The sequence below is a fragment of the Microbispora cellulosiformans genome (genome assembly GCF_008728085.1).
In the GTDB taxonomy this organism is placed as follows: Bacteria; Actinomycetota; Actinomycetes; order Streptosporangiales; family Streptosporangiaceae; genus Microbispora; species Microbispora amethystogenes.
In genome coordinates this window covers 21,061-39,782 of the sequence record NZ_VYTZ01000018.1, presented here as the reverse complement: position 1 = coordinate 39,782, position 18,722 = coordinate 21,061, and the positions used below count along the sequence as shown (strand labels likewise).

Below are 18,722 nucleotides of genomic sequence, written 5' to 3'. Positions count from 1 at the left end.
GGCGTATAACACGGTTCCCCTCGCGCAAGGCAGCGTGAACGCGCCGACGACGGCGGCTTTGATCGGCGTTTGACGATATCTCTCTCCGGCTTCACTCGTCAAAATTGCGCGTTTTCCGGCCGCCCGCAGATGCGTTGTTCGGCACTCGGCATTGCGTTCCGTAAAGTCATGAATGCCCAGCGAACATGCACGTGCATGTTATGAAAGCGGTTACATCGCCGTGATTGGCCATCGGCCGGTGCAAACGCCGGCATGTGGGATCCCTGTTCCCCGTCTTCGCCTTCGGGCGGTTGGACGCGCTGGCGGCCGTCCTCTGGACGGTGCGATCCGTCCACGAACCGGCGCCCGGGTGCCGGGGTCTTCCCGGCCTGGCGCGTGCCGCCGCAGGCCGGGGGCGGCTCCTGCACACCGGCGGCGGCCGGCTACCCGTACGCGTCCCTGACCTACATGGACGTCAACGGCCGCGCCGTGAACACGGGGGCGTACGTGGCCGGACGCGCCGGCGCCGCCGAGCGCGCCGACCTGCTGGCGGACGTCACGGCCTACAACGACGGCGAGGACGTTGTCAGCGGCGACGGCCTCGCCTCTCAGGCGATGCTTGCCGACGGCACGCGCGTCTCCGCCCGCCGGCACAACGACTACACCTACGACGAAGGCAAGCCCGACCCGGATACCGACTACCACCTCGTGACCACGACGACGGTGCAGCCCTGGTCGTCAACGGCGCAGGCGTGACCGCCCGGCGACACTCATATCGAGAAGACCGGCTACGCGCCGATCGCCTTCGACGACCCCCTCCGGGTGGAACCTCTTCCAGCCGGCCAGCCAGAAGACCGTCGTCTCTAGTGGGGGCAGACCGCCCAGAGCGTCGCGACGTCGGGGCCGGCGACCCGCACAGGTCGACGAGGCGGGCCGTACGGCCACGACGAGCATCCCCGAGACCGGCGCCGGAAGTACGGCACTACCCGGACCGTACCTACGCCTACGACAACGCCACCGGTCTGCAGACTGGGTCACCGTGGGCGGGGTCTCGGTCACGACTTCGTACGACGCCCTGGGCCGGGCGTACTCGGTCACCGACGCGGACGGCAGCATCGCCGTCGCGACGTTCGACCCGGTGGGCCGGGGGCCTCGGTGAACGACGGCCAGGGCGCCTACACCTACGACGGCACCGACGCCGCCGGAAGGGCCGATCATCGTCCTCATGGGAGTCCGCCTCTACACCCCCGCCACCGGCCGATTCCTGCAAGTCGATCCCGTCCCGCGAGGCCGGGGCGACCCTTCTCGTCGTTCTCCGTGTCATGCGGCGGCTGCCGCAGTCGGCACTGGGGTCGGATACTGGGTCAATCAGGAATGCCGTTAAGTGCCTTTTCGGTGCGGCCGTCGGCAGGCGCGTAACCGCGGTCGTGGCGGCGCTGATCGGCTATATAGTCTCCGCCGTCTACAGTTTTCAGTCGCGTCGGAGAAGAAATCACGGTGTAGTCGAAGGCGCAGTGCGCGTGTCCTCAAAGGACAAGGAATGTGGCTCAGGATAGGACTTGGTGTCCTGTGGTTCGGGGGTGGCGCATTCGGTGCCGTGCTGCTGGACCTGTCCGGGGACGGAGTCAGCGAGGAAGATCTGTGGACCTCGGCGTCGTGCGGATTGGTGGCCGCTCTTGCCGTTATCGTGTTCGGTCTGGTACGCGCGAGAAAGGCGGGCCGTTCAGAGGAGCGGTGACCCGGCGGTTTCTTCGGGGGTGGAGTGCTCTTGACTTCTGGTGAGGAATTTGCCCAGTGGATCTCGCTTCTGTGCGAGGACGAGGCGTTCGATGCCGAGGTGGATCGCCTCGGTAAGGAAGCCGTCGCAGAGCTGCGGAGAATCTACGCCGAAGACGGCCTGCTCTTCGGGGATGACCTTCGAAGGCGCCTGCTCGCCCTGCGGTTCGCTCATGCCGGACGTGCTCTTCGGCTGGTGCTTTCGGACTTTCCTCATGCCGTCGACTGGCATATCGCTCCCACCGTCTCGATGGGTGAACCCGCTCGGGGGGGAGTGGTCGTGCACGGGTGGGAAGTGTTCGGCATCGGGTTTCAGGACACTTTGGTAGAGATCGCGGCGGGCATTCAAGCAGACTACATCGATGAGTTTTGGCGGGTCTGGCCATTATGTTCTGGTCATCGACTCGGTTTGAAGCCGGACATGCGAAACGGTGTCGGTGTGTGGATGTGCGGTTCCGGACCTCATGAGGTCGCACGAATAGGCAAAACAGAAGGCAGCCGCAGGCGCTGAGAGCCCCGCCTCGGTTTCCGTACAGGCGAGATGGTCTTCCCGGATGACTGCCATGCCGGCTCTCAGTCGCGGTGCCGTTTCGGGAGGGGATTCGATGCGGACGGTTCCGCGGACTGCCCGGGCGGTATGGATCGCGGTGCCGGTCGCGACCACGCTGTTGTCGACGGTGACCATGACGGCGGCGGCCGCCCCCGGCGTCAGGTGGATGCTTCGTGAGCCGATCATGCTCGGCTGGCTTCTGCTGTTGGTACCTCTGGATGACGGACTGACCGCTACGCGTGGATCAGGAGCGAGTTCCGGCGGCCTCGACCAAGGCGCGGAAGAGGGGGCCGTCCTCGTCGGCCTCGGGGTGCCACTGGACGGCGAGGGCGAACGCCGCCCCGGTGACCTCGACGGCCTCGATGGTGCCGTCGTAAGAGCGGGCGGTGACCTCCAGGCCCTCGGCCAGGCGGTCGATCGCCTGGTGGTGGTAGTGCGCCGGGGCCAGCTCCTCGTCTCCGTAGACCTTGGCCAGCGACGGCGACAGCCGTACGGGGAGACGGCCGAAGACTCCGGGGGCGGGGGAGTGGCCGGTGTGGTCCACGACCGCGGGAAGGTGCTGGTGGAGGGTGCCGCCGAGCGCCACGTTGAGCACCTGCAGGCCACGGCAGATGCCCAGGAACGGCAGCCCGGCCGCCAGCGCGGCGCTCATCAGCCCGAACTCGGCGTCATCCCGAAATTTCCGAATGTAGCCGGTCTGCTCGGCGGGGGCGGCCCCGTACCGCGCGGGGTCGATGTCGCCCCCGCCCGCGATGATCAGTCCGTCGAGACGGCCGGCCAGCGCGGCGGGCTCCCCGGCGGGCGGCAGGATGACCGGCTGCCCGCCCGCCCGCACGACGTGGTCGACGTACATGTACGGCAGCAGCGCCGCCGGCATGTCCCACACGGTGAACCGCGCCGGCTCCACATAGCAGGTCACGCCGATGACCGGACGGGACATGCCCTGCCTCCCCCCTCGTCTGACAGAACGCTTCCGCCTACAGCGGGGTGACGTACGCGCCGGAGATGCCGCCGTCGACCAGGAACTCCGAGGCGGTGATGAACGACGCGTCGTCGGAGGCGAGGAACGCGACCGCCGCGGCGATCTCCTCGGCCCGGGCGAAGCGGCCGATCGGCACGTGGACCAGGCGGCGCTGGGCGCGCTCGGGGTCCTTGGCGAACAGTTCCCGCAGCAGCGGGGTGTCCACCGGCCCGGGGCACAGCGCGTTGACCCGGATGCCCTCGCGGGCGAACTGGACGCCCAGTTCCCGGCTCATCGCGAGCACCCCGCCCTTGGACGCGGTGTAGGAGATCTGCGAGGTGGCCGAGCCCATCACCGCGACGAACGACGCGGTGTTGATGATCGACCCCTTGCCCTGCCGCCGCATGTACGGGATCACGTGCTTGCAGCACAGGTACACGCTGGTGAGGTTGACCTCCTGCACCCGGCGCCACGCGTCGATCCCGGTCTCCAGGATCGAGTCGTCGTCGGGCGGGGAGATGCCCGCGTTGTTGAACGCGATGTCCACGCTGCCGAACTCCTCGGACGCGGTCCGGTACATCCGGGCCACGTCGTCCTCGTTCGCCACGTCCACCCGGAGGAACAGGCCGCCCACCTCGTCGGCGGCCTTTGCCCCGGCGGTCTCGTCGAGGTCGGCGACCACGACCTTCGCGCCCTCCTCGGCGAACCGGCGGGCGGTGGCCAGCCCGATGCCGCTGCCCGCTCCGGTGATGACGGCGACGCGGTCCTGCAAACGCTGCATTGATCTACTCCGTGGAGATGAAGACGTTCTTGGTCTCGGTGAAGGCGGACAGGGCGTCGGGGCCGAGTTCACGGCCCAGGCCCGACTGCTTGAAGCCGCCGAAGGGGGTCCAGTAGCGGACGCTGGAGTGCGAGTTGACCGACAGGTTGCCCGCCTCGACGGCCCGTGCCACGCGCAGCGCCCGGCCGACGTCGCGGGTCCAGATCGACCCCGACAGGCCGTACGCCGTGTCGTTGGCGATCCGCACCGCGTCGGCCTCGTCCTCGAACGGCACGACGGCGACGACCGGCCCGAAGATCTCCTCGGTGAACGCCCTCCGGAAGGACTCCGAGGACGACCCGGCGAGCACCGTGGGCGGGAACCAGTAGCCCGGCCCGCCCGGGCACGACCCCCGCGCGTACACGTCCGCCTCGGCGACGAACGAGGCGACCCGCTCCCGGTGCTCGGCGCTGATCAGCGGGCCCATCTGCGACGCCGGGTCGTTCGGGTCCCCGACCTTCACGTCGCGTACGGCCTCGATGAGCCGCGCGAGGAAGTCGTCGTGGACGGAACGCTCCACCAGGATGCGCGAGCGGGCGCAGCAGTCCTGGCCGGAGTTGTCGAAGACCGCCATCGGGGCCGAGGCGGCCGCCTTTTCCAGGTCGGAGTCGGCGAAGACGATGTTGGCGCTCTTGCCGCCCAGCTCCAGCGTGACCCGCTTGACCTGCTCGGCGGCCTTCGCGGCGATCAGCTTCCCGACCTCGGTCGAGCCGGTGAACACGATCTTCCGTACGTCCGGGTGCTCGACGAGGCGGGCTCCAGCGACCTCCCCCTCGCCGGGGACGACCTGGAGCACTCCTTCCGGCAGCCCGGCCTCCAGGGCGAGCTCGGCCAGTCGCAGCGCGGTCAGCGGCGTCCACTCGGCGGGCTTCACGATCACGGTGTTGCCGGCGGCCAGGGCCGGGGCGACCCCCCAGGTCATGATGACCATCGGGAAGTTCCACGGCACGATGATCCCGACCACGCCCAGCGGCTCGGCGAAGGTGACGTCCACCCCGCCCGCCACCGGGATCTGCCTGCCGTGGTCGCGTTCGGGCGCGCCCGCGTAGAAGTCGAGCACGTCGCGGACGTTGCCCGCCTCCCAGCGCGCGTTGCCCACGGTGTGCCCGGCGCCGGTGATCTCCAGGCGCGCCAGTTCCTCCGCGTGCTCCTCCACGAGCCGCGCGAAGCGGCGCAGCAGCCGGGCCCGGTCGCCCGGCGCGACCGCCCGCCAGGCGGGGAAGGCCCGTACGGCCCGCTCGACGGCGCGGTCCACCTCGGCGGCGTCCGCCATCTCCACCTCGGCGATCACTTCCTCGGTCGCCGGATTGATTATCTTCACAGCCGTTCGAACCCCCGATAGAGCTCCCAATCGGTGACCGCCGCGTCGAAGGCGGCCAGTTCGACCCTCGCGTTGTTGGCGTAGTGGTCGACCACGTCCTTGCCGAACGCCTCCTCGGCGATGCTCGATCCCTCCCACAGGGCCAGGGCGTCGCGCAGCGTGGCCGGCACCCGCTCGGCCGGGGAGTCGTAGGCGTTCCCGCCGAACGGCTCCTCCAGATCGAGCTCCGCGTCCACGCCGCGCAACCCGGCCGCGATCATCGCCGCGACCGCGAGGTACGGGTTCACGTCGCCGCCCGGCACCCGGTTCTCCACCCGCAACGAGGACCCGTGGCCGACCAGCCGCATCGAGCAGGTGCGGTTGTCCACCCCCCACTTCACGGCCGTGGGGGCGAAGCTGCCGGGCACGAACCGCTTGTAGGAGTTGATGTTGGGGGCGTAGGAGAGCGTCAGCTCGCGCAACCCCGCGAGCTGACCGGCCACGAACCGCCGCCCGGTCTCCGACAGCCCGTACGGCCCGTCGCCCGCCATGACCGGCCCGCCGTCGGCGTCCCGCAGCGAGAGGTGGATGTGGCAGGAGTTGCCCTCGCGCTGGTTCGGCTTGGCCATGAAGGTGATCGACCTGCCCTCCTGGGCGGCGATCTCCTTGGCGCCGTTCTTGTAGAAGACGTGGTTGTCGCAGGTGGTCAGCGCGTCGGTGTAACGGAAGGCGATCTCGTGCTGGCCCAGGTTGCACTCGCCCTTGGCGGACTCGACGTACAGCCCGGCGCCCTCCATGCCGAGCCTGATCTTCCGCAGCAGCGGCTCGATGCGCGAGGTGCCGAGCAGCGAGTAGTCGACGTTGTAGAGGTTGGCCGGGGTGAGATCGCGGTAGCCCCGCTGCCACGCCTGCTCGTAGCTGTCGTCGTAGACGACGAACTCCAGCTCGGTGCCGACCTGGGCGGTCCAGCCGCGCTCGGCGAGCCGGGCGAGCTGGCGGCGCAGGATCTGCCGGGGAGAGGCCACGACGTCAGAGCCGTCCTCCCACACCAGGTCGGCCAGCAGCAGCACGGTGCCCTCGTGCCAGGGCACCCGGCGCAGCGTCGACAGGTCGGGCCGCATCACGAAGTCGCCGTAACCGCGCTCCCAGGACGACATGGCGTAGCCGTCCACGGTGTTCATGTCGACGTCCACGGCGAGCAGGTAGTTGCAGCCCTCCGCGGCGTGGTCCAGCACCTCCTCCAGGAAGTACCGCGCCGACAGCCGCTTGCCCTGCAGCCGTCCCTGCATGTCGGTGACGGCGAGCAGGACCGTGTCGACCCGGCCCGCCTCGACATCGTCGCGAAGTCGTTCCACGCCGAGCACGACGCCTCCCGTCCAATTGTCTAGAATCAGACCATTGAAGGCATGCAAGCACCCTGCTCCCCTCGTCGTCAACAACAGCCGGGACCAACCTCCATCGCGTAGCGGGGCGCCGCCGCGCGACGGACCCGGCGGCCCCGCCGCTGGTCACGCGGGGCGTACGGGGGTGTGGCGGGACGTGCCGGCACACGGTGCTCAGGGTGCGAAGGGGCGGAGGGACGGCGAGGCATGGACAGCACCCCGGCGCGGGCGCCCGCTCCCGCGCCCATGTCGCTGCTGCGGCCGGTGCGGGCGGGCAACGCGTTCGAGGAGACGGTCGAGCGCCTGCTCCAGGCCGTCAAGCTGGGAGTCGTCGCGCACGGGGAGAAGCTGCCGCCCGAGCGGGAGCTCGCGGCCCGGCTCGGCATCAGCCGGGTCACCCTGCGCGAGGCGATCCGCGCCCTGCAGGAAGCCGGCTACCTCGACGTACGGCGGGGCAGGTACGGCGGCGCGTTCGTCGTCTACCGCCCGCCGAGCCCCCGCAAGGGCGACCTGCGCAGAGCGCTCACCCGGATGGGTGAGGACGAGCTCGAAGACGCCCTGACGTTCCGGATGGCCGTGGAGTGCGGGGCGGCCCGGGTCCTCGCGACGACCGAGCTGACCCCGGGTCGGCGGGAGACGCTGAAGGCCCGGCTGGCCGAGGTGAACGACGCCGCCCCGGCCGACTACCGCCGCAGGGACATCGCCTTCCACCTCGCCATCGCGGAGCTGACCGGCTCACCGCTGCTGGCCGCCGCGTGCGCGGACGCCCGGCTGCGGGTCACCGACCTGCTCAACGCGATCCCGGTGCTGGGTCCCAACATCGAGCACGCGGCGGTGCAGCACGCCGCCATCGCCGCCGCGATCCTGGACGGCGACCCCGAGGCGGCGGGCCGGGCGGTGGCCGAGCACCTGGAGGGGACGGCCGCGCTGCTGCGCGGCTTCCTCGCATGACCGTTGCCTGACCACTCCGAGGCGAGCCGTAGCATCGGAGAGCAGGGGACTGATATCCGTATGGCCGACTGGTTTCGCGAACGCGTCGTCGACGCGCACCGCCTGCCGTTGTTCTGCTTCTTCGTGGCGCTGATCACGGCGTTCCTCTGCACGCGGGTGAACGTGCGGCTGATCAGGGCCAGGACGCGGTGGTTCGGCAACGTCAGCGTCGGCGAGATGCACATCCACCACGTCGTCTTCGGGGTGGTGCTCACCCTGCTCGGCGGGGTGGCCGGGCTGGTCCTGTCGGGCGTCTCCCAGGGGTGGTACTCGTTCAGTTCGGCCGTCTTCGGCGTGGGCGCGGCCCTCGTGCTCGACGAGTTCGCGCTGATCCTGCACCTGCGCGACGTCTACTGGCAGGAGGAGGGCCGCACCTCGGTCGACGCGGTCTTCGTGGCGATCGCGGCCACCGGACTGCTCCTGTTCGGGCTGCACCCGCTCGGCTGGGACGGCGGCACCGCCGCCGGCGACTGGACCGCCCCCGCCTTCCTCGTGGTCAACCTCGTCTTCGCCGTGATCACCCTGCTCAAGGGGAAGATCTGGAGCGGCCTGCTGGGACTGTTCGTGCCGCCGTCGCTGTACGTGGGAGCGGTGCGGGTGGCCCGCCCCGGCTCGCCGTGGGCCCGCTGGTTCTACTCGGAGCGGGCGCGGCGGCCCCGGCCCCGCCTCATGGCCAAGGCGGTCCATCGCGAGGAGCGCTGGCGCAGGCCGGTCATCCGGGTGAAGATCGCCGTGCAGGAGTTCGTCTCCGGCCGTCACGACCTGCCCGCGCCCGTGTCGCCCGTGTCGCCCGTACGGCGTCACCGGCGGCGGGCGATGACTCCGCGTCCCCGGCGGGGCGCGGAGCGGGGCGCCGAGCGGGCCGGGCGGCACTGGCGGTCGGGACGCCCCCGCGCCCGCTGAGTCTTCGGCGGGCAACCGGTGCGCTGACCGGGCGGAGCGCCGGAAATGCGGGGAACAGGCGTGAACCACGGGGTCCGCTGATCGGGCGAAAAGAATTTCGTCGGATTATGTGGGTATTTCAGCCTAGGTAAATGCTGTCGGGGGGCGGGAGGGTCGGCATGGAGTCTCGCGGGCGATTCGTGTTCCGGAAAATGGCGGCGCAACTCAAACAGGAGGCGGCCTTCCTCACCGGCGACCGCCTGATGGCGGCCGAGGCGCGCACCGAGGAGGCCGAGGCCTCCCTGTGCCTCACGTGGTACGAGATCATGGACACCATCAGGGACATCCGGCTGCTGTACGGCGTACGAGGCTGAGGGGTCGCCCGCCGCTGTCGCACAAGGTCATCGGCCGGTCGAGGCCGTCGCCCGGAGGTGCGAAATCCCCGCGCGCACCGGCCTTTCCGTTGCGTTAGGGTCCACAGAAGATCGCAGGGTGGGCTCTCGCGGAGGGGGTTGCGGTGGCGACGGACGGCGACGACCCCGGCGACGGTTCACCCGCCCGGCAGCGCAAGGCGTCCCTGGGGGACCGGGCCGCCTGGCGGGTGCTGCTCGACCAGGTCCGTCCTCACCGGCGGACGCTCCTGCTGGGCGGCCTGCTCAGCCTCGCCGGCAGCCTCGCCGGGCTCGCGATGCCGCTGATGGCCAAGCAGGTGATCGACGCGTTCGGCGCGGGCGGCACGATGACCGGGCCGGTGCTCGGCCTCTCGGCCGCGGTCATGGCCGGCGCGCTGGTCGCGGCGGCGGGGCGCTTCCTGCTCGAACGCATGGGCGAGACCATCGTGCTCGACTCGCGCCGGACGCTGGTGGACCGCATCCTGCGGCTCAGGGTCCCCGAGGTGGACCGGCTCAGCCCCGGCGACCTGCTGTCGCGCGTCGGCTCCGACACGACCCTGCTGCGGGCCGTCTGCACGGACGCGCTGGCGTCGCTGGTCGGAGGCGCGTTCACGTTCCTCGGCGCGGCCGTGATGATGGCGATCATGGACGGCCTGCTGCTCGGGGTCACCCTGGCCGTCGTCGCCCTGGTCGCGGTCATGGGCGTGGTGATCGCCCCGCGTATCCGGCGGGCCTCGCTGCGGGCCCAGGAGGCCCTGGGCGAGATGGGCTCGATGCTCGACCGGGCGCTTCAGGCGTTCCGTACGGTCAAGGCCAGCGGCGCGGAGATCCGCGAGACCGCGGTGGTGACCGCCGCGGCCGCCGAGGCGCGCGACCGCGGGGTGGCCGCCGCCGGATGGACGTCGCTGGCCGGGGTCGGCGCGTGGACGTCGATCCAGCTCGCGTTCCTCGCGGTGCTGGGAGTGGGCGGCGCGCGGGTCGCGTCGGGGGAGATGGAGATCTCCGCCCTGATCGCGTTCCTGATGTACCTGTTCTACCTGGTCTCCCCGATCGGGCAGATCATCCAGAGCCTCACCCAGATGCAGAACGGCCTCGCCGCGGTCACCCGCATCCAGGAGATCGCCCTGCTGCCCGCGGAACCGGTCGCCGCGCCCGCGCCCACCCGGGCGGCGGGCGGCGACCCCGTCGGGGTGACGTTCACGGACGTCGTCTTCCGGTACGACGAGGACCGGCCGGTCGTGCACCACGGCGTGACCTTCGAGGTGCCCGCGGGTGGCATGACCGCGCTGGTCGGCCCTTCCGGCGCGGGCAAGTCGACGGTGTTCGGCCTGATCGAGCGGTTCTACGAGGCGGACGAGGGCACCATCGCGATCGGCGGGCGCGACATCCGCGACTGGCCGCTCGGCGAGCTGCGGTCCATGCTCGGGTACGTCGAGCAGGACGCCCCCGTGCTCGCCGGGACGCTGCGGGAGAACCTGGTCTTCGGCGCGCCGGAGGCGACCGATGAGGAGATCGCCCGCGCCCTGGCCCGCACCCGCCTCGACGACCTGGTCGAGCGGCTGCCTGAGGGGCTGGAGACGCCGGTCGGGCACCGCGGGGTCCTGCTGTCGGGAGGGGAGCGGCAGCGGGTGGCCATCGCCAGGGCGCTGCTGCGCCGGCCGAGGCTGCTGCTGCTCGACGAGGCGACGTCCCAGCTCGACGCCGTCAACGAGCTGCGCCTGCGGGAGGTCGTGGCGGAGGTTGCGCGGGAGACGACGGTCCTGGTGATCGCGCACCGCCTGTCCACCGTGACCGGGGCCGACCGGATCGTGGTGATGGAGGCCGGGCGCGTGCGGGCCTGGGGCACCCACGACGAGCTCGTCGCGGCCGACGCGCTCTACCGGGAGCTCGCCGCCACGCAGTTCCTCGTCGCGACCTGACCGGACGACCGGCGGGCCCGCGAGGGCAGGCGAGGCGGGCGGTCGAGTCGGGCAGGCATGCGGGCGGGTGATGGGGAACCGTGAGCAGCCCTTACACCTGACCACAGCTTCTTTCGACCGGGAGCCGGGAAGGCAGGAGGTGCGTTACCTCTCCTTCACCACCGACCCGGACGCCGGGGGCTACGCGCGTGCGGGCGCGCCCGGTGGCCGGGCCGGAGGCGGGGCGCTCCGGTCAGTGGGCCGGGGCGCCCCGCCGCGTTCCAGCGCCGTCCGCACAGACGCCGGCCCCCGCGCGGGGCGGGACGGCGGCGACTGACGTGGCGACCTAAGGTAGTGCTTCATGCGACCCACGGCTTTGATCACCGGCGCTTCGCGCGGTATCGGCGCGGCGATCGCCCGCGCCCTCGCCCCCACGCACGACCTGCTGCTCGGCGGCCGGGACGGCACGGCGCTCGACGCGTTGTGCCACGAGCTGCCCGGGTCCCGGCCCTGGGCGGTGGAGCTCACCGACCTGACCCCCGCCGAGGTGGAGGGGATCGAACGGCTCGACCTGCTGGTGCACAGCGCGGGGATCGCCAGGCTCGGCCACCTCGCCGACACCCCGGCCGAGGTGTGGCGCCGGACGCTGGAGGTCAACGTCGTCGCGGTCGCCGAGCTGACCCGGTTGCTGCTGCCCGCCCTCCGGGCGGCCCGGGGGCACGTCGTGCTGATCAACTCCGGCGCGGGGCAGCGGGCCAACCCCAACTGGGGCTCCTACGCCGCCAGCAAGTTCGCCCTCCGCGCCTACGGCGACGTGCTGCGCGAGGAGGAGCAGCCGAACGGCGTACGGGTCACCTCGATCTTCCCCGGGCGGGTGGGCACGGACATGCAAAGGGACGTGCGCGAGCAGGAGGGTGAGCCGTACGAGCCGGGAAGGTATCTGGAGGCGGAGTCGGTGGCGCGCGCCGTACTGGCCGCAGTGACGGCGACCCCGGACGCGCACGTCACCGAGATCACCGTGCGGCCGGCGGCGGGGCCCACCCGCTGACGGCCCGCCGGACCGGCCGTGGCGCCCGCCACGCCACCCGTCATGCCGCCCACCTGGAGGACCGGTGCACGTGACTTACTGGTGCGAGATGGCGTGGCTGCCGCCCGGCGAGGTCGTGGAGAGCGTGGCGGTGGCGATCGAGGGCTCCCGCATCGGGGACGTCCGGCCGGGCGTGCCGCCTCCGCCGGGAGCCGAGCGGCTGGCCGGGCTGACCCTGCCCGGCCTGGCCAACTGCCACTCGCACGCCTTCCACCGCGCGCTGCGCGGCCACACCCAGACGGGCCGGGGCGACTTCTGGAGCTGGCGGGAGCGGATGTACGCGGTCGCCGAGGCGCTCGACCCGGACCGCTACCTCGCGCTGGCCACCGCGACGTACGCGGAGATGGCGCTCGCCGGGATCACCGCAGTGGCCGAGTTCCACTACCTGCATCACGGCCCCGGGGGCACGCCGTACGCGGACCCGAACGCGATGGGCGAGGCGCTGGTCGAGGCGGCCAGGCGGGCCGGGCTGCGCATCGCCCTGCTGGACACCTGTTACCTGACCGGCGGCATCGGCGACGCCCTCGCCGGCCCCCAGGTGCGGTTCGGCGACGGGGACGCCGAGCGCTGGGCGGCCAGGGCCGACGCGCTGGCGCGGGCCCACGAGGGCGCGCGGGATGTGGAGATCGGCGCGGCCATCCACTCCGTGCGCGCGGTGCCCCCCGAGCAGATGCACGTCGTCGTCGACTTCGCCCACCGGCACACCGGCCCGCTGCACGCCCACGTGTCCGAGCAGCGGGCCGAGAACGAGGCGTGCGTGGAGGCGTACGCCGCGACGCCGGTGCAGGTGCTGCACGACCACGGCGCGCTCGGGCCGCGCTCCACCGCGGTGCACGCCACGCACCTGTCCGACGTGGACGTGGCGCTGCTGGGCGGGTCGACCAGCCACGTGTGCATGTGCCCCACCACCGAGCGGGACCTCGCCGACGGCGTCGGCCCCGCCCGCCGGCTCCTGGACGCCGGCTCGCCCGTCACGCTGGGCAGCGACAGCCAGGCCGTCATCGACCTGTTCGAGGAGGCCCGGGCGGTCGAGCTGGACGAGCGGCTGGTCACGGGGGAGCGCGGCCACTGGCCGGCCGCCGACCTCCTGCACGCCGCCACCGCCGCCGGGCAGGCGTCCCTGGGCTTCCCCGACGCGGGGTGCCTGGTGCCCGGCGCGTGGGCCGACCTCGTCTCCGTACGGCTCGACTCGGTCCGCACGGCGGGGGCGACGCGGGCGTCGGCGGTCGCCTCGGTGGTCTTCGCGGCGACGGCCGCCGACGTGCACTCGGTGGTGTCCGGCGGGCGGCGCGTCGTGACGGACGGGCGGCACGTCCTCGGCGACGCGGGCGCGCTGCTCCGCGAGGCGCTCGCCCCGCTGATCCCCTGACCCGGCGGTACGGCCGGCGGGCGGCGGACGTCAGACCGGCGTGGCCTCGTAGTCGGGCCGCCGGTCGATGCGCCGCCTGACCGCGTCGGATCCGAAGCGGTAGTCGATGCGGCGGGTCGCCTCCGCCCAGTCCGCCCAGGTGCGCACCGCGGAAAGGGTCTCGACGACGAAGGGGTCGCTCCACCGCGCGACCGCGCGTTCCCACAGCACCGCCGGATCCTCGCTCAGCAGGCTGCCGACGGTGCCCTCGTAGATGGGCATGGCGCGCACCTCACCGTCGGGCTCGATCTGCAGCAGGGGGAATCCGTAGCGCTCCACGAGTTCGGGCCGCATCAGCAGCATCGCGTTGTCGTTGGTGTTCACCACGACCGAGGAGGGAACCCGGGCCCGCAGCGTGTCGTGGTGCTCGGGGCTGGTGAGCGTCCGGACCTGCTCGCCGGTGAGGAGCTCCAGGTCGCCGAAGCCGGGCCTGCTGGCCAGCCCCGACGGCACCGCGGCCCCGAACGTGAGGAACCGGATCCGCCCGAACCGGGAGGTGACGGTCGTGCAGAGGTCGCCCATCTGGTCGAAGTTGCCGCGCATCACCGCGCAGTCGACTCCGAACATCACGGGGGCGTCGCCGCGGGCCGTCCGGCGGCGCGAGACGTCGTCGAGGAGGGCCAGCGCGTTCATCGCGCGGTCGAAGGAGCCGGCCCTGCCCCTGATCCGGTCGTGGGTGGCGGCGTCGGCTCCGTCGACGCTCACCGTGATCCTCGTGAACACCCGGGCCGCCTCCTCGGCCGCCGCCGGTGTCACCGTCCACCCGCTGGTGTAGAGATTGACCTCGACACCGGCCCGGGAGATGCGCTCGGCCACCTCGTGAACGCCCCTGACGAGCAGGGGCTCGCCACCCGCGAACTCGACCGCCCGCGGGCCCAGGGAGACGATCGCGTCGGCCACCCTGAGCATGTCCTCGTGGCCCAGCTGCCGCGCGGGCCGCCGGCCCGACTCCGAATAGCAGTGGGTGCAGCGCAGGGGGCACGCGTACGTGATGTCCCAGATGATGTCGGTAGGTCCGGGGTGTCGCATGTGCAGGTCCTTCCGTGCTGTCCTGAGGGGGCGCGAAGATCACTCCGGGATCACTCCGGCAGGCGGTCCGGTCCCGGGGCGTCGTGGTTCCAGTGACCGACCAGGTCGGCGTAGAGAGGCGAGCGCGTCACGAGGTCGCGGTGCGTGCCGGTGATCGCGCGCGCGCCGTCCAGGAGCAGGACGCGGTCGGCCCGGGCGGCCGAGCTGACGCGGTGGGCGATGACGATGAGCGTCCCCCGCCTGGCCGCGAAGGCGGCCTCGGCCCGTGCTTCGCCTGCGGGGTCGAGGTGGCAGGTGGCCTCGTCGAGGATCACGATCCGCGCCGGGGAGGCATACGCGCGCGCGAGGGTGACGAGCTGCCGTTCCCCCGCGGACAGGGTGGACGGTTCGTCGATCGCGCCGTCGAGCCCGCCCAGCCGCGTGAGCAGCGGCCCGGCGCCGACGGCGTCCGCCGCCGCGAGGAGCCGCTCGTCGGCGGCCGCCTCCCCGGCGGGGCGGAGATAGCCCAGGTTCTCGCGGACCGTCCCGGCGAAGACGTACGCCTCCTGGGGCACCAGCGCCACGGCCTCGTGCAGGTGCTGCCGGGGCACCGCGTCCAGCGCGAGCCCGCCGAGCCGGACCACGCCCCCGGTGGGCCGGCGGAGCCCGGAGAGCAGCATGGCCAGGGTGGACTTGCCGATGCCGCTCGGGCCGACCACGACCAGGTGCTCGCCTTCGCCGACCGTGAGGTCGAGTTCCCGTACGACCGGTTCCGCCCGGGGCGAGTAGGCGAAGGTCAGGCGGTCCGTCCGGAGGTCGTGGGCGACCGGCGTCTCCGGGACGCACGCGGGCTCCTCCCGCGGCGGGGGCGGCGTCACGACGTCGCCGAGCCGCTGGGCGGTCACCGCCAGGGTGATCCCCCAGGAGCCGACGGTGCCGAGGAGGGTGCGCACGGCGGGCTCGAGGCCGGTCGACAGATAGGTCAGCGCCCCCACGATCTCCCCGGCGGTCAGCCGGCCGCTCGCCGTCAGCGGCCCGGCCGCGAGCAGCAGCGCGACCATGGGCACGTGCGCGCCGATCGTGACGACCAGCCGTCGCCTGGCGCCCGCCCACGCGAGCGCGCGCATCGCCGCGGCCTGCGCGGTCACGAGCGACCGGACCGACTCCCTCGCCTGGTCCCTCGCCCCGCAGGCCGCGATGTCCCGCAGCCCCCCGAGGGTGGGAGTGACCTCGGCCGTCAGCCTCTCCCCGGCGAGGAGGAGGTCGCGCTGACGCGCGGCGAGCAGGCGCAGCAGCCGGACGAACGCGAACACGGCGATCAGCACGGGCCCGGCGACGACGGCCGCGGCGAGCGGAGACAGCAGCAGGAGCCCCGCGACGGCGGCGACCACGGCGACCCCGACCTGCCGGGTGTTTCTCAGCACCGCCGACAACAGGGCGCGGACCGTCTCGATCTGCTCGGTCAGACGGTTGACGGCGGCGCCGTCGGGCGCCTGCTCACCGGCCGACGCGTGGGTCACGGTCGCCTCGACCACGGCGCGTACGAGGTCGTCGCGGAGAGGCTCGACCACCGCGGCGAGGTGCGGGAACATCAGCCGGGTCGCGATCGCTCCCACCAGCATCGCCGCGGCCAGCAGGCCGAGCAGGACGAGGCCCAGCCCGGGGCGCCCGGCGCGGAAGCCGCGGTCGACCGCCATCGCGACCAGCAGGCCGGACAGCAGAGCCGGAGCCGCCTCGACGACCGACCAGGCCATGACCAGGGCGAGGGGGCGCGGGCGCCGGCGCAGCAGGGCCGCCAGCAGCCGCCACGGCCCCTGAGCGCGATCGCCGGCGGGCGGGGGAGAGGCCGGCGGGGACTGCCGCCGGGCGGTGGTCACCGCGGACACGACGACTCCTGCCGCGAGGCGACCCCGGCGGGCTCGCCGCGGTGCGGTTCCCCGCGGGAATCCAGCGCATCCGGGGCGAAGAGGTCGCGGTAGTCCCGGTGCCGCCACAGCTCCCGGTGCGTGCCGCGGCCGCGTACCCGCCCCGCCTCCAGCCAGATCACCAGGTCCGCCCTGGCCGCCGTGGCCGGACGATGGGCGACGACCAGGCGCGTCCTGCCGCGCATCCCCTCCACGAGGGTGCGGGTCACCTGCGCCTCGGTCACGGTGTCGAGGCCGCTGGTGGCGTCGTCGAGGATGGTCAGGCGGGCCCGCCGCAGCAACGCGCGGGCGAGCCCGAGCCGCTGGATCTCGCCGCCGGACAGCGGCGCCCCGGCCGCCGGGGTGTCGTACCCGAGGGGGAGACGGGAGACCACGTCGTCGACCTCCGCGGCCCTCGCCGCCGCGCGGACGGCCTCGCGCGTCGTCCGAGCCGTGCCGTACGCGATGGCCGAGGCGATGTCCCCGCCGAGGAGGGCGGGTCGTTCGAACGCGTAGGCCACGGCGTCGCGCAGGCACCCCGGATCGAGGTCGCTCAGGCGCCGCCCGTCGAGCAGCACCCGGCCGTGGTCGGGCTCCGTCAGCCGCCCGGCGAGCATGGCGAGAGTGGTCTTGCCGGCGCCGGAGCGGCCGACGACCGCGGTCAGCGCCCCGGCGGGAATCTCCAGGTCGATGTCGTCGAGCACCCGGGTGTCTCCCCGCGTGACGGTCACGCCGCGGAAGGACAGCGCCCCCGGGCCGTCCGGCAACCGGCGGCGGCCCGCGGGCAGGACCGGCAGCGCGAGCACCTCCAGCACCCGGACGGCCGCGGACCGGCCGTAGGCCAGGCCCAGCAGCGGGTCGATCTGCTCGACGAAGGTCAGCCCGAGCGCGGCGTATCCGGCCACGGCCACGAGTGCTCCCGGAGTGAGCCTGCCCTCGGCGACGCCGAGCCCGGCGACCGCCAGCACGAGGATCTCCACGAGCGGCATCAGCAGCATGATCTGCCACACGGTGCGCGACTGCGCCCTCCAGAGGGCGTGCCCGGTGGAGGAGAGGTCCGCCAGCGGCCGGAGCACACGGTCGATCTCGCGGTTCGCGGTGCCCGCGGCCCTGACCGTGCGGATGCCGGCCAGGGTCTCGGTGAGGCGGGCGGCCAGGCGGCCCTGCGCGCTCTGGTACTCGTCGTACAGCCCCGACACGCGGGAGACGAACACGCGCAGCACGACGATCAGGACGGGCGTCCCGGCGAGGAAGGCGAGGCCCGCGCGCGGGTCGACGGCGAACAGCGCGACGACGGCGCCGGCGGAGGCGGCCACGCCCGTGATCGTCCCCAGCAGGGTCACCGGCGCGGACCCGGCCGTCGCCGTGTTGCTCACGAGACGGTTGACGAGCTCACCGGTGGAGAAGCGGGTGGCGCCGGAGACGTCGGCCGACAGGAGGTGACCGGCGACACGCAGGCGCAGCGTACCGATCGCCGAGGCTGTCGCGGTGGTGCTCGTGATTCCGGTGGCGACCTCGGCCAGCGCGGCGCCGGCGAGCAGGAGCGCGAGGTACGCGGTCGCCGTCAGCGCCCCCCGGCCGGTGACGACGGCGTTCACGGCGGCGGCGAGCGCCGCGGGCAGGGCCAGCGCGACGGCGGTCGTGGCGATCGAGCCGGTCGCGGTCGCGGCCAGCGGCATCCAGGTCTCCCGGCTCAGAGCGGCGATGAGACGGTCGCCGTGCCCGTGGCTCACCTGCTCTTCGGATGATCTCGGGGCGGGGCCGGGCATCGTCTCACTCTCTTTCCGGTCGGCCGCCGCGAACACCGTCGGGCACGGCGGGGCGAGCTGGGAGGGATGTCGCGCCCAGGGACGTCCGGCCGAGGACGGCCGTCCCTGGGCGCTCGCGGCGGCTCCGTCACGTGGACGGCTCCGTCACGCCGCGGGTCCTGCCGAGGCAGGTGAGCGGACAGGAGCGGAGCGCCTGCTCAGCAGGTGCTCAGATCTGGGTGATGCCACAGGTGCCGGTGGCCCCGTAGCAGGACCTGCCGCAGGTGACGGTGCACGCCATCAGCCGGCTCTCCTCGGGGGCGGGAAGCATGTCCAGGGCGTTGACGTCGAGTTCCACAGTTCCTCCTTGATTCGTCTTTCGCGCTTCGCGGCGCTTGTTTCCGGTTCCTCTGACGGGTCAGTAGTCGGTGCTCCAGCAGGTCCAGCCGCCGCAGGTCCTGCCTCCGGCGCAGGTGATCTGGCACGGGTACAGCTCGCTCTCCTCGGAGGCGGGGAGCATGTCCAGGGCCTTGACGTCGAGTTCCATGCGGTTCTCCTTTCGTACCGGGCCTCCGCTCTGTCATGCGGCGGCTCCTGGTGCCGCAGGCTCGCCGCGGATGCGAAGGGCGAGCCTGCG

General features: G+C 72.7%; 17 protein-coding genes. 8 read left to right on the top strand and 9 right to left on the bottom strand.

What is annotated here, in order from left to right; all coding sequences use genetic code 11:
- Nucleotides 1-375: 375 nt before the first annotated feature.
- Nucleotides 376-735: a hypothetical protein gene (locus F5972_RS32790; RefSeq protein ID WP_150939335.1), complete on the top strand. Its 360-nt coding sequence runs from the start codon at nt 376-378 to the stop codon at nt 733-735.
- Between the two features lie 1,012 nt (nt 736-1,747).
- The gene (locus tag F5972_RS32785) at nt 1,748-2,266 is read left to right on the top strand and encodes a hypothetical protein (protein WP_150939334.1); all 519 of its coding nucleotides are present in this window, start codon (nt 1,748-1,750) and stop codon (nt 2,264-2,266) included.
- A 283-nt stretch (nt 2,267-2,549) separates the two neighbouring features.
- Here F5972_RS32785 and F5972_RS32780 read toward each other — a convergent pair whose 3' ends face one another.
- Genes F5972_RS32780 through F5972_RS32765 form a run of 4 tightly spaced genes read right to left on the bottom strand, consistent with a single transcriptional unit; the run spans nt 2,550 to nt 6,741 of the window.
- The gene (locus tag F5972_RS32780) at nt 2,550-3,245 is read right to left on the bottom strand and encodes a gamma-glutamyl-gamma-aminobutyrate hydrolase family protein (RefSeq protein ID WP_150939333.1); all 696 of its coding nucleotides are present in this window, start codon (nt 3,243-3,245) and stop codon (nt 2,550-2,552) included.
- Nucleotides 3,246-3,282: 37 nt separating this feature from the next.
- Entirely contained in the window at nt 3,283-4,047 is a 765-nt protein-coding gene (locus F5972_RS32775; RefSeq protein ID WP_150939330.1) for a 3-oxoacyl-ACP reductase, read from the bottom strand.
- A gap of 4 nt (nt 4,048-4,051) precedes the next feature.
- Nucleotides 4,052-5,437 carry an aldehyde dehydrogenase family protein gene (locus tag F5972_RS32770; RefSeq protein WP_449843641.1) on the bottom strand — a complete coding sequence of 462 codons (1,386 nt, stop codon included), beginning with the start codon at nt 5,435-5,437 and terminating at the stop codon, nt 4,052-4,054.
- Nucleotides 5,404-6,741, bottom strand: coding sequence for a glutamine synthetase family protein (locus F5972_RS32765; protein WP_191910437.1), 1,338 nt, complete (start codon nt 6,739-6,741; stop codon nt 5,404-5,406). The genes F5972_RS32770 and F5972_RS32765 overlap by 34 nt, the downstream gene beginning before the upstream one ends.
- Before the next feature lie 234 nt (nt 6,742-6,975).
- Between F5972_RS32765 and F5972_RS32760 the strand changes: the two genes are divergently transcribed.
- The 6 genes from F5972_RS32760 (at nt 6,976) to F5972_RS32740 (ending at nt 13,386) form a co-directional block, all read left to right on the top strand.
- Complete coding sequence (locus tag F5972_RS32760; RefSeq protein WP_225312102.1) at nt 6,976-7,719, top strand: FadR/GntR family transcriptional regulator; 744 nt, start codon at nt 6,976-6,978, stop codon at nt 7,717-7,719.
- Between the two features lie 60 nt (nt 7,720-7,779).
- Nucleotides 7,780-8,661: a hypothetical protein gene (locus F5972_RS32755; protein ID WP_225312101.1), complete on the top strand. Its 882-nt coding sequence runs from the start codon at nt 7,780-7,782 to the stop codon at nt 8,659-8,661.
- Nucleotides 8,662-8,852: 191 nt separating this feature from the next.
- The gene (locus tag F5972_RS37620; RefSeq protein ID WP_191910431.1) at nt 8,853-9,014 is read left to right on the top strand and encodes a hypothetical protein; all 162 of its coding nucleotides are present in this window, start codon (nt 8,853-8,855) and stop codon (nt 9,012-9,014) included.
- Between the two features lie 143 nt (nt 9,015-9,157).
- Entirely contained in the window at nt 9,158-10,951 is a 1,794-nt protein-coding gene (locus F5972_RS32750; protein WP_225312100.1) for an ABC transporter ATP-binding protein, read from the top strand.
- A 340-nt stretch (nt 10,952-11,291) separates the two neighbouring features.
- Entirely contained in the window at nt 11,292-11,978 is a 687-nt protein-coding gene (locus F5972_RS32745) for an SDR family oxidoreductase (RefSeq protein WP_150939326.1), read from the top strand.
- Nucleotides 11,979-12,042: 64 nt separating this feature from the next.
- Entirely contained in the window at nt 12,043-13,386 is a 1,344-nt protein-coding gene (locus F5972_RS32740) for a formimidoylglutamate deiminase (protein WP_150939324.1), read from the top strand.
- A 30-nt stretch (nt 13,387-13,416) separates the two neighbouring features.
- Here F5972_RS32740 and F5972_RS32735 read toward each other — a convergent pair whose 3' ends face one another.
- The 5 genes from F5972_RS32735 to F5972_RS37610 form a co-directional block, all read right to left on the bottom strand.
- Nucleotides 13,417-14,454, bottom strand: coding sequence for a radical SAM protein (locus tag F5972_RS32735; protein ID WP_150939322.1), 1,038 nt, complete (start codon nt 14,452-14,454; stop codon nt 13,417-13,419).
- 50 nt (nt 14,455-14,504) lie between these two features.
- Nucleotides 14,505-16,319 (bottom strand): ATP-binding cassette domain-containing protein, encoded by a 1,815-nt coding sequence (locus tag F5972_RS32730; protein WP_225312099.1) that lies wholly within the window; start codon nt 16,317-16,319, stop codon nt 14,505-14,507.
- Nucleotides 16,307-18,106: an ABC transporter ATP-binding protein gene (locus F5972_RS32725; protein ID WP_150939320.1), complete on the bottom strand. Its 1,800-nt coding sequence runs from the start codon at nt 18,104-18,106 to the stop codon at nt 16,307-16,309. Before F5972_RS32725 ends, F5972_RS32730 begins: the two co-directional genes overlap by 13 nt.
- A gap of 208 nt (nt 18,107-18,314) precedes the next feature.
- Entirely contained in the window at nt 18,315-18,443 is a 129-nt protein-coding gene (locus tag F5972_RS37615; RefSeq protein ID WP_191910430.1) for an ALQxL family class IV lanthipeptide, read from the bottom strand.
- A gap of 60 nt (nt 18,444-18,503) precedes the next feature.
- Nucleotides 18,504-18,632, bottom strand: coding sequence for an ALQxL family class IV lanthipeptide (locus tag F5972_RS37610; protein WP_191910429.1), 129 nt, complete (start codon nt 18,630-18,632; stop codon nt 18,504-18,506).
- Nucleotides 18,633-18,722 lie beyond the last annotated feature (90 nt).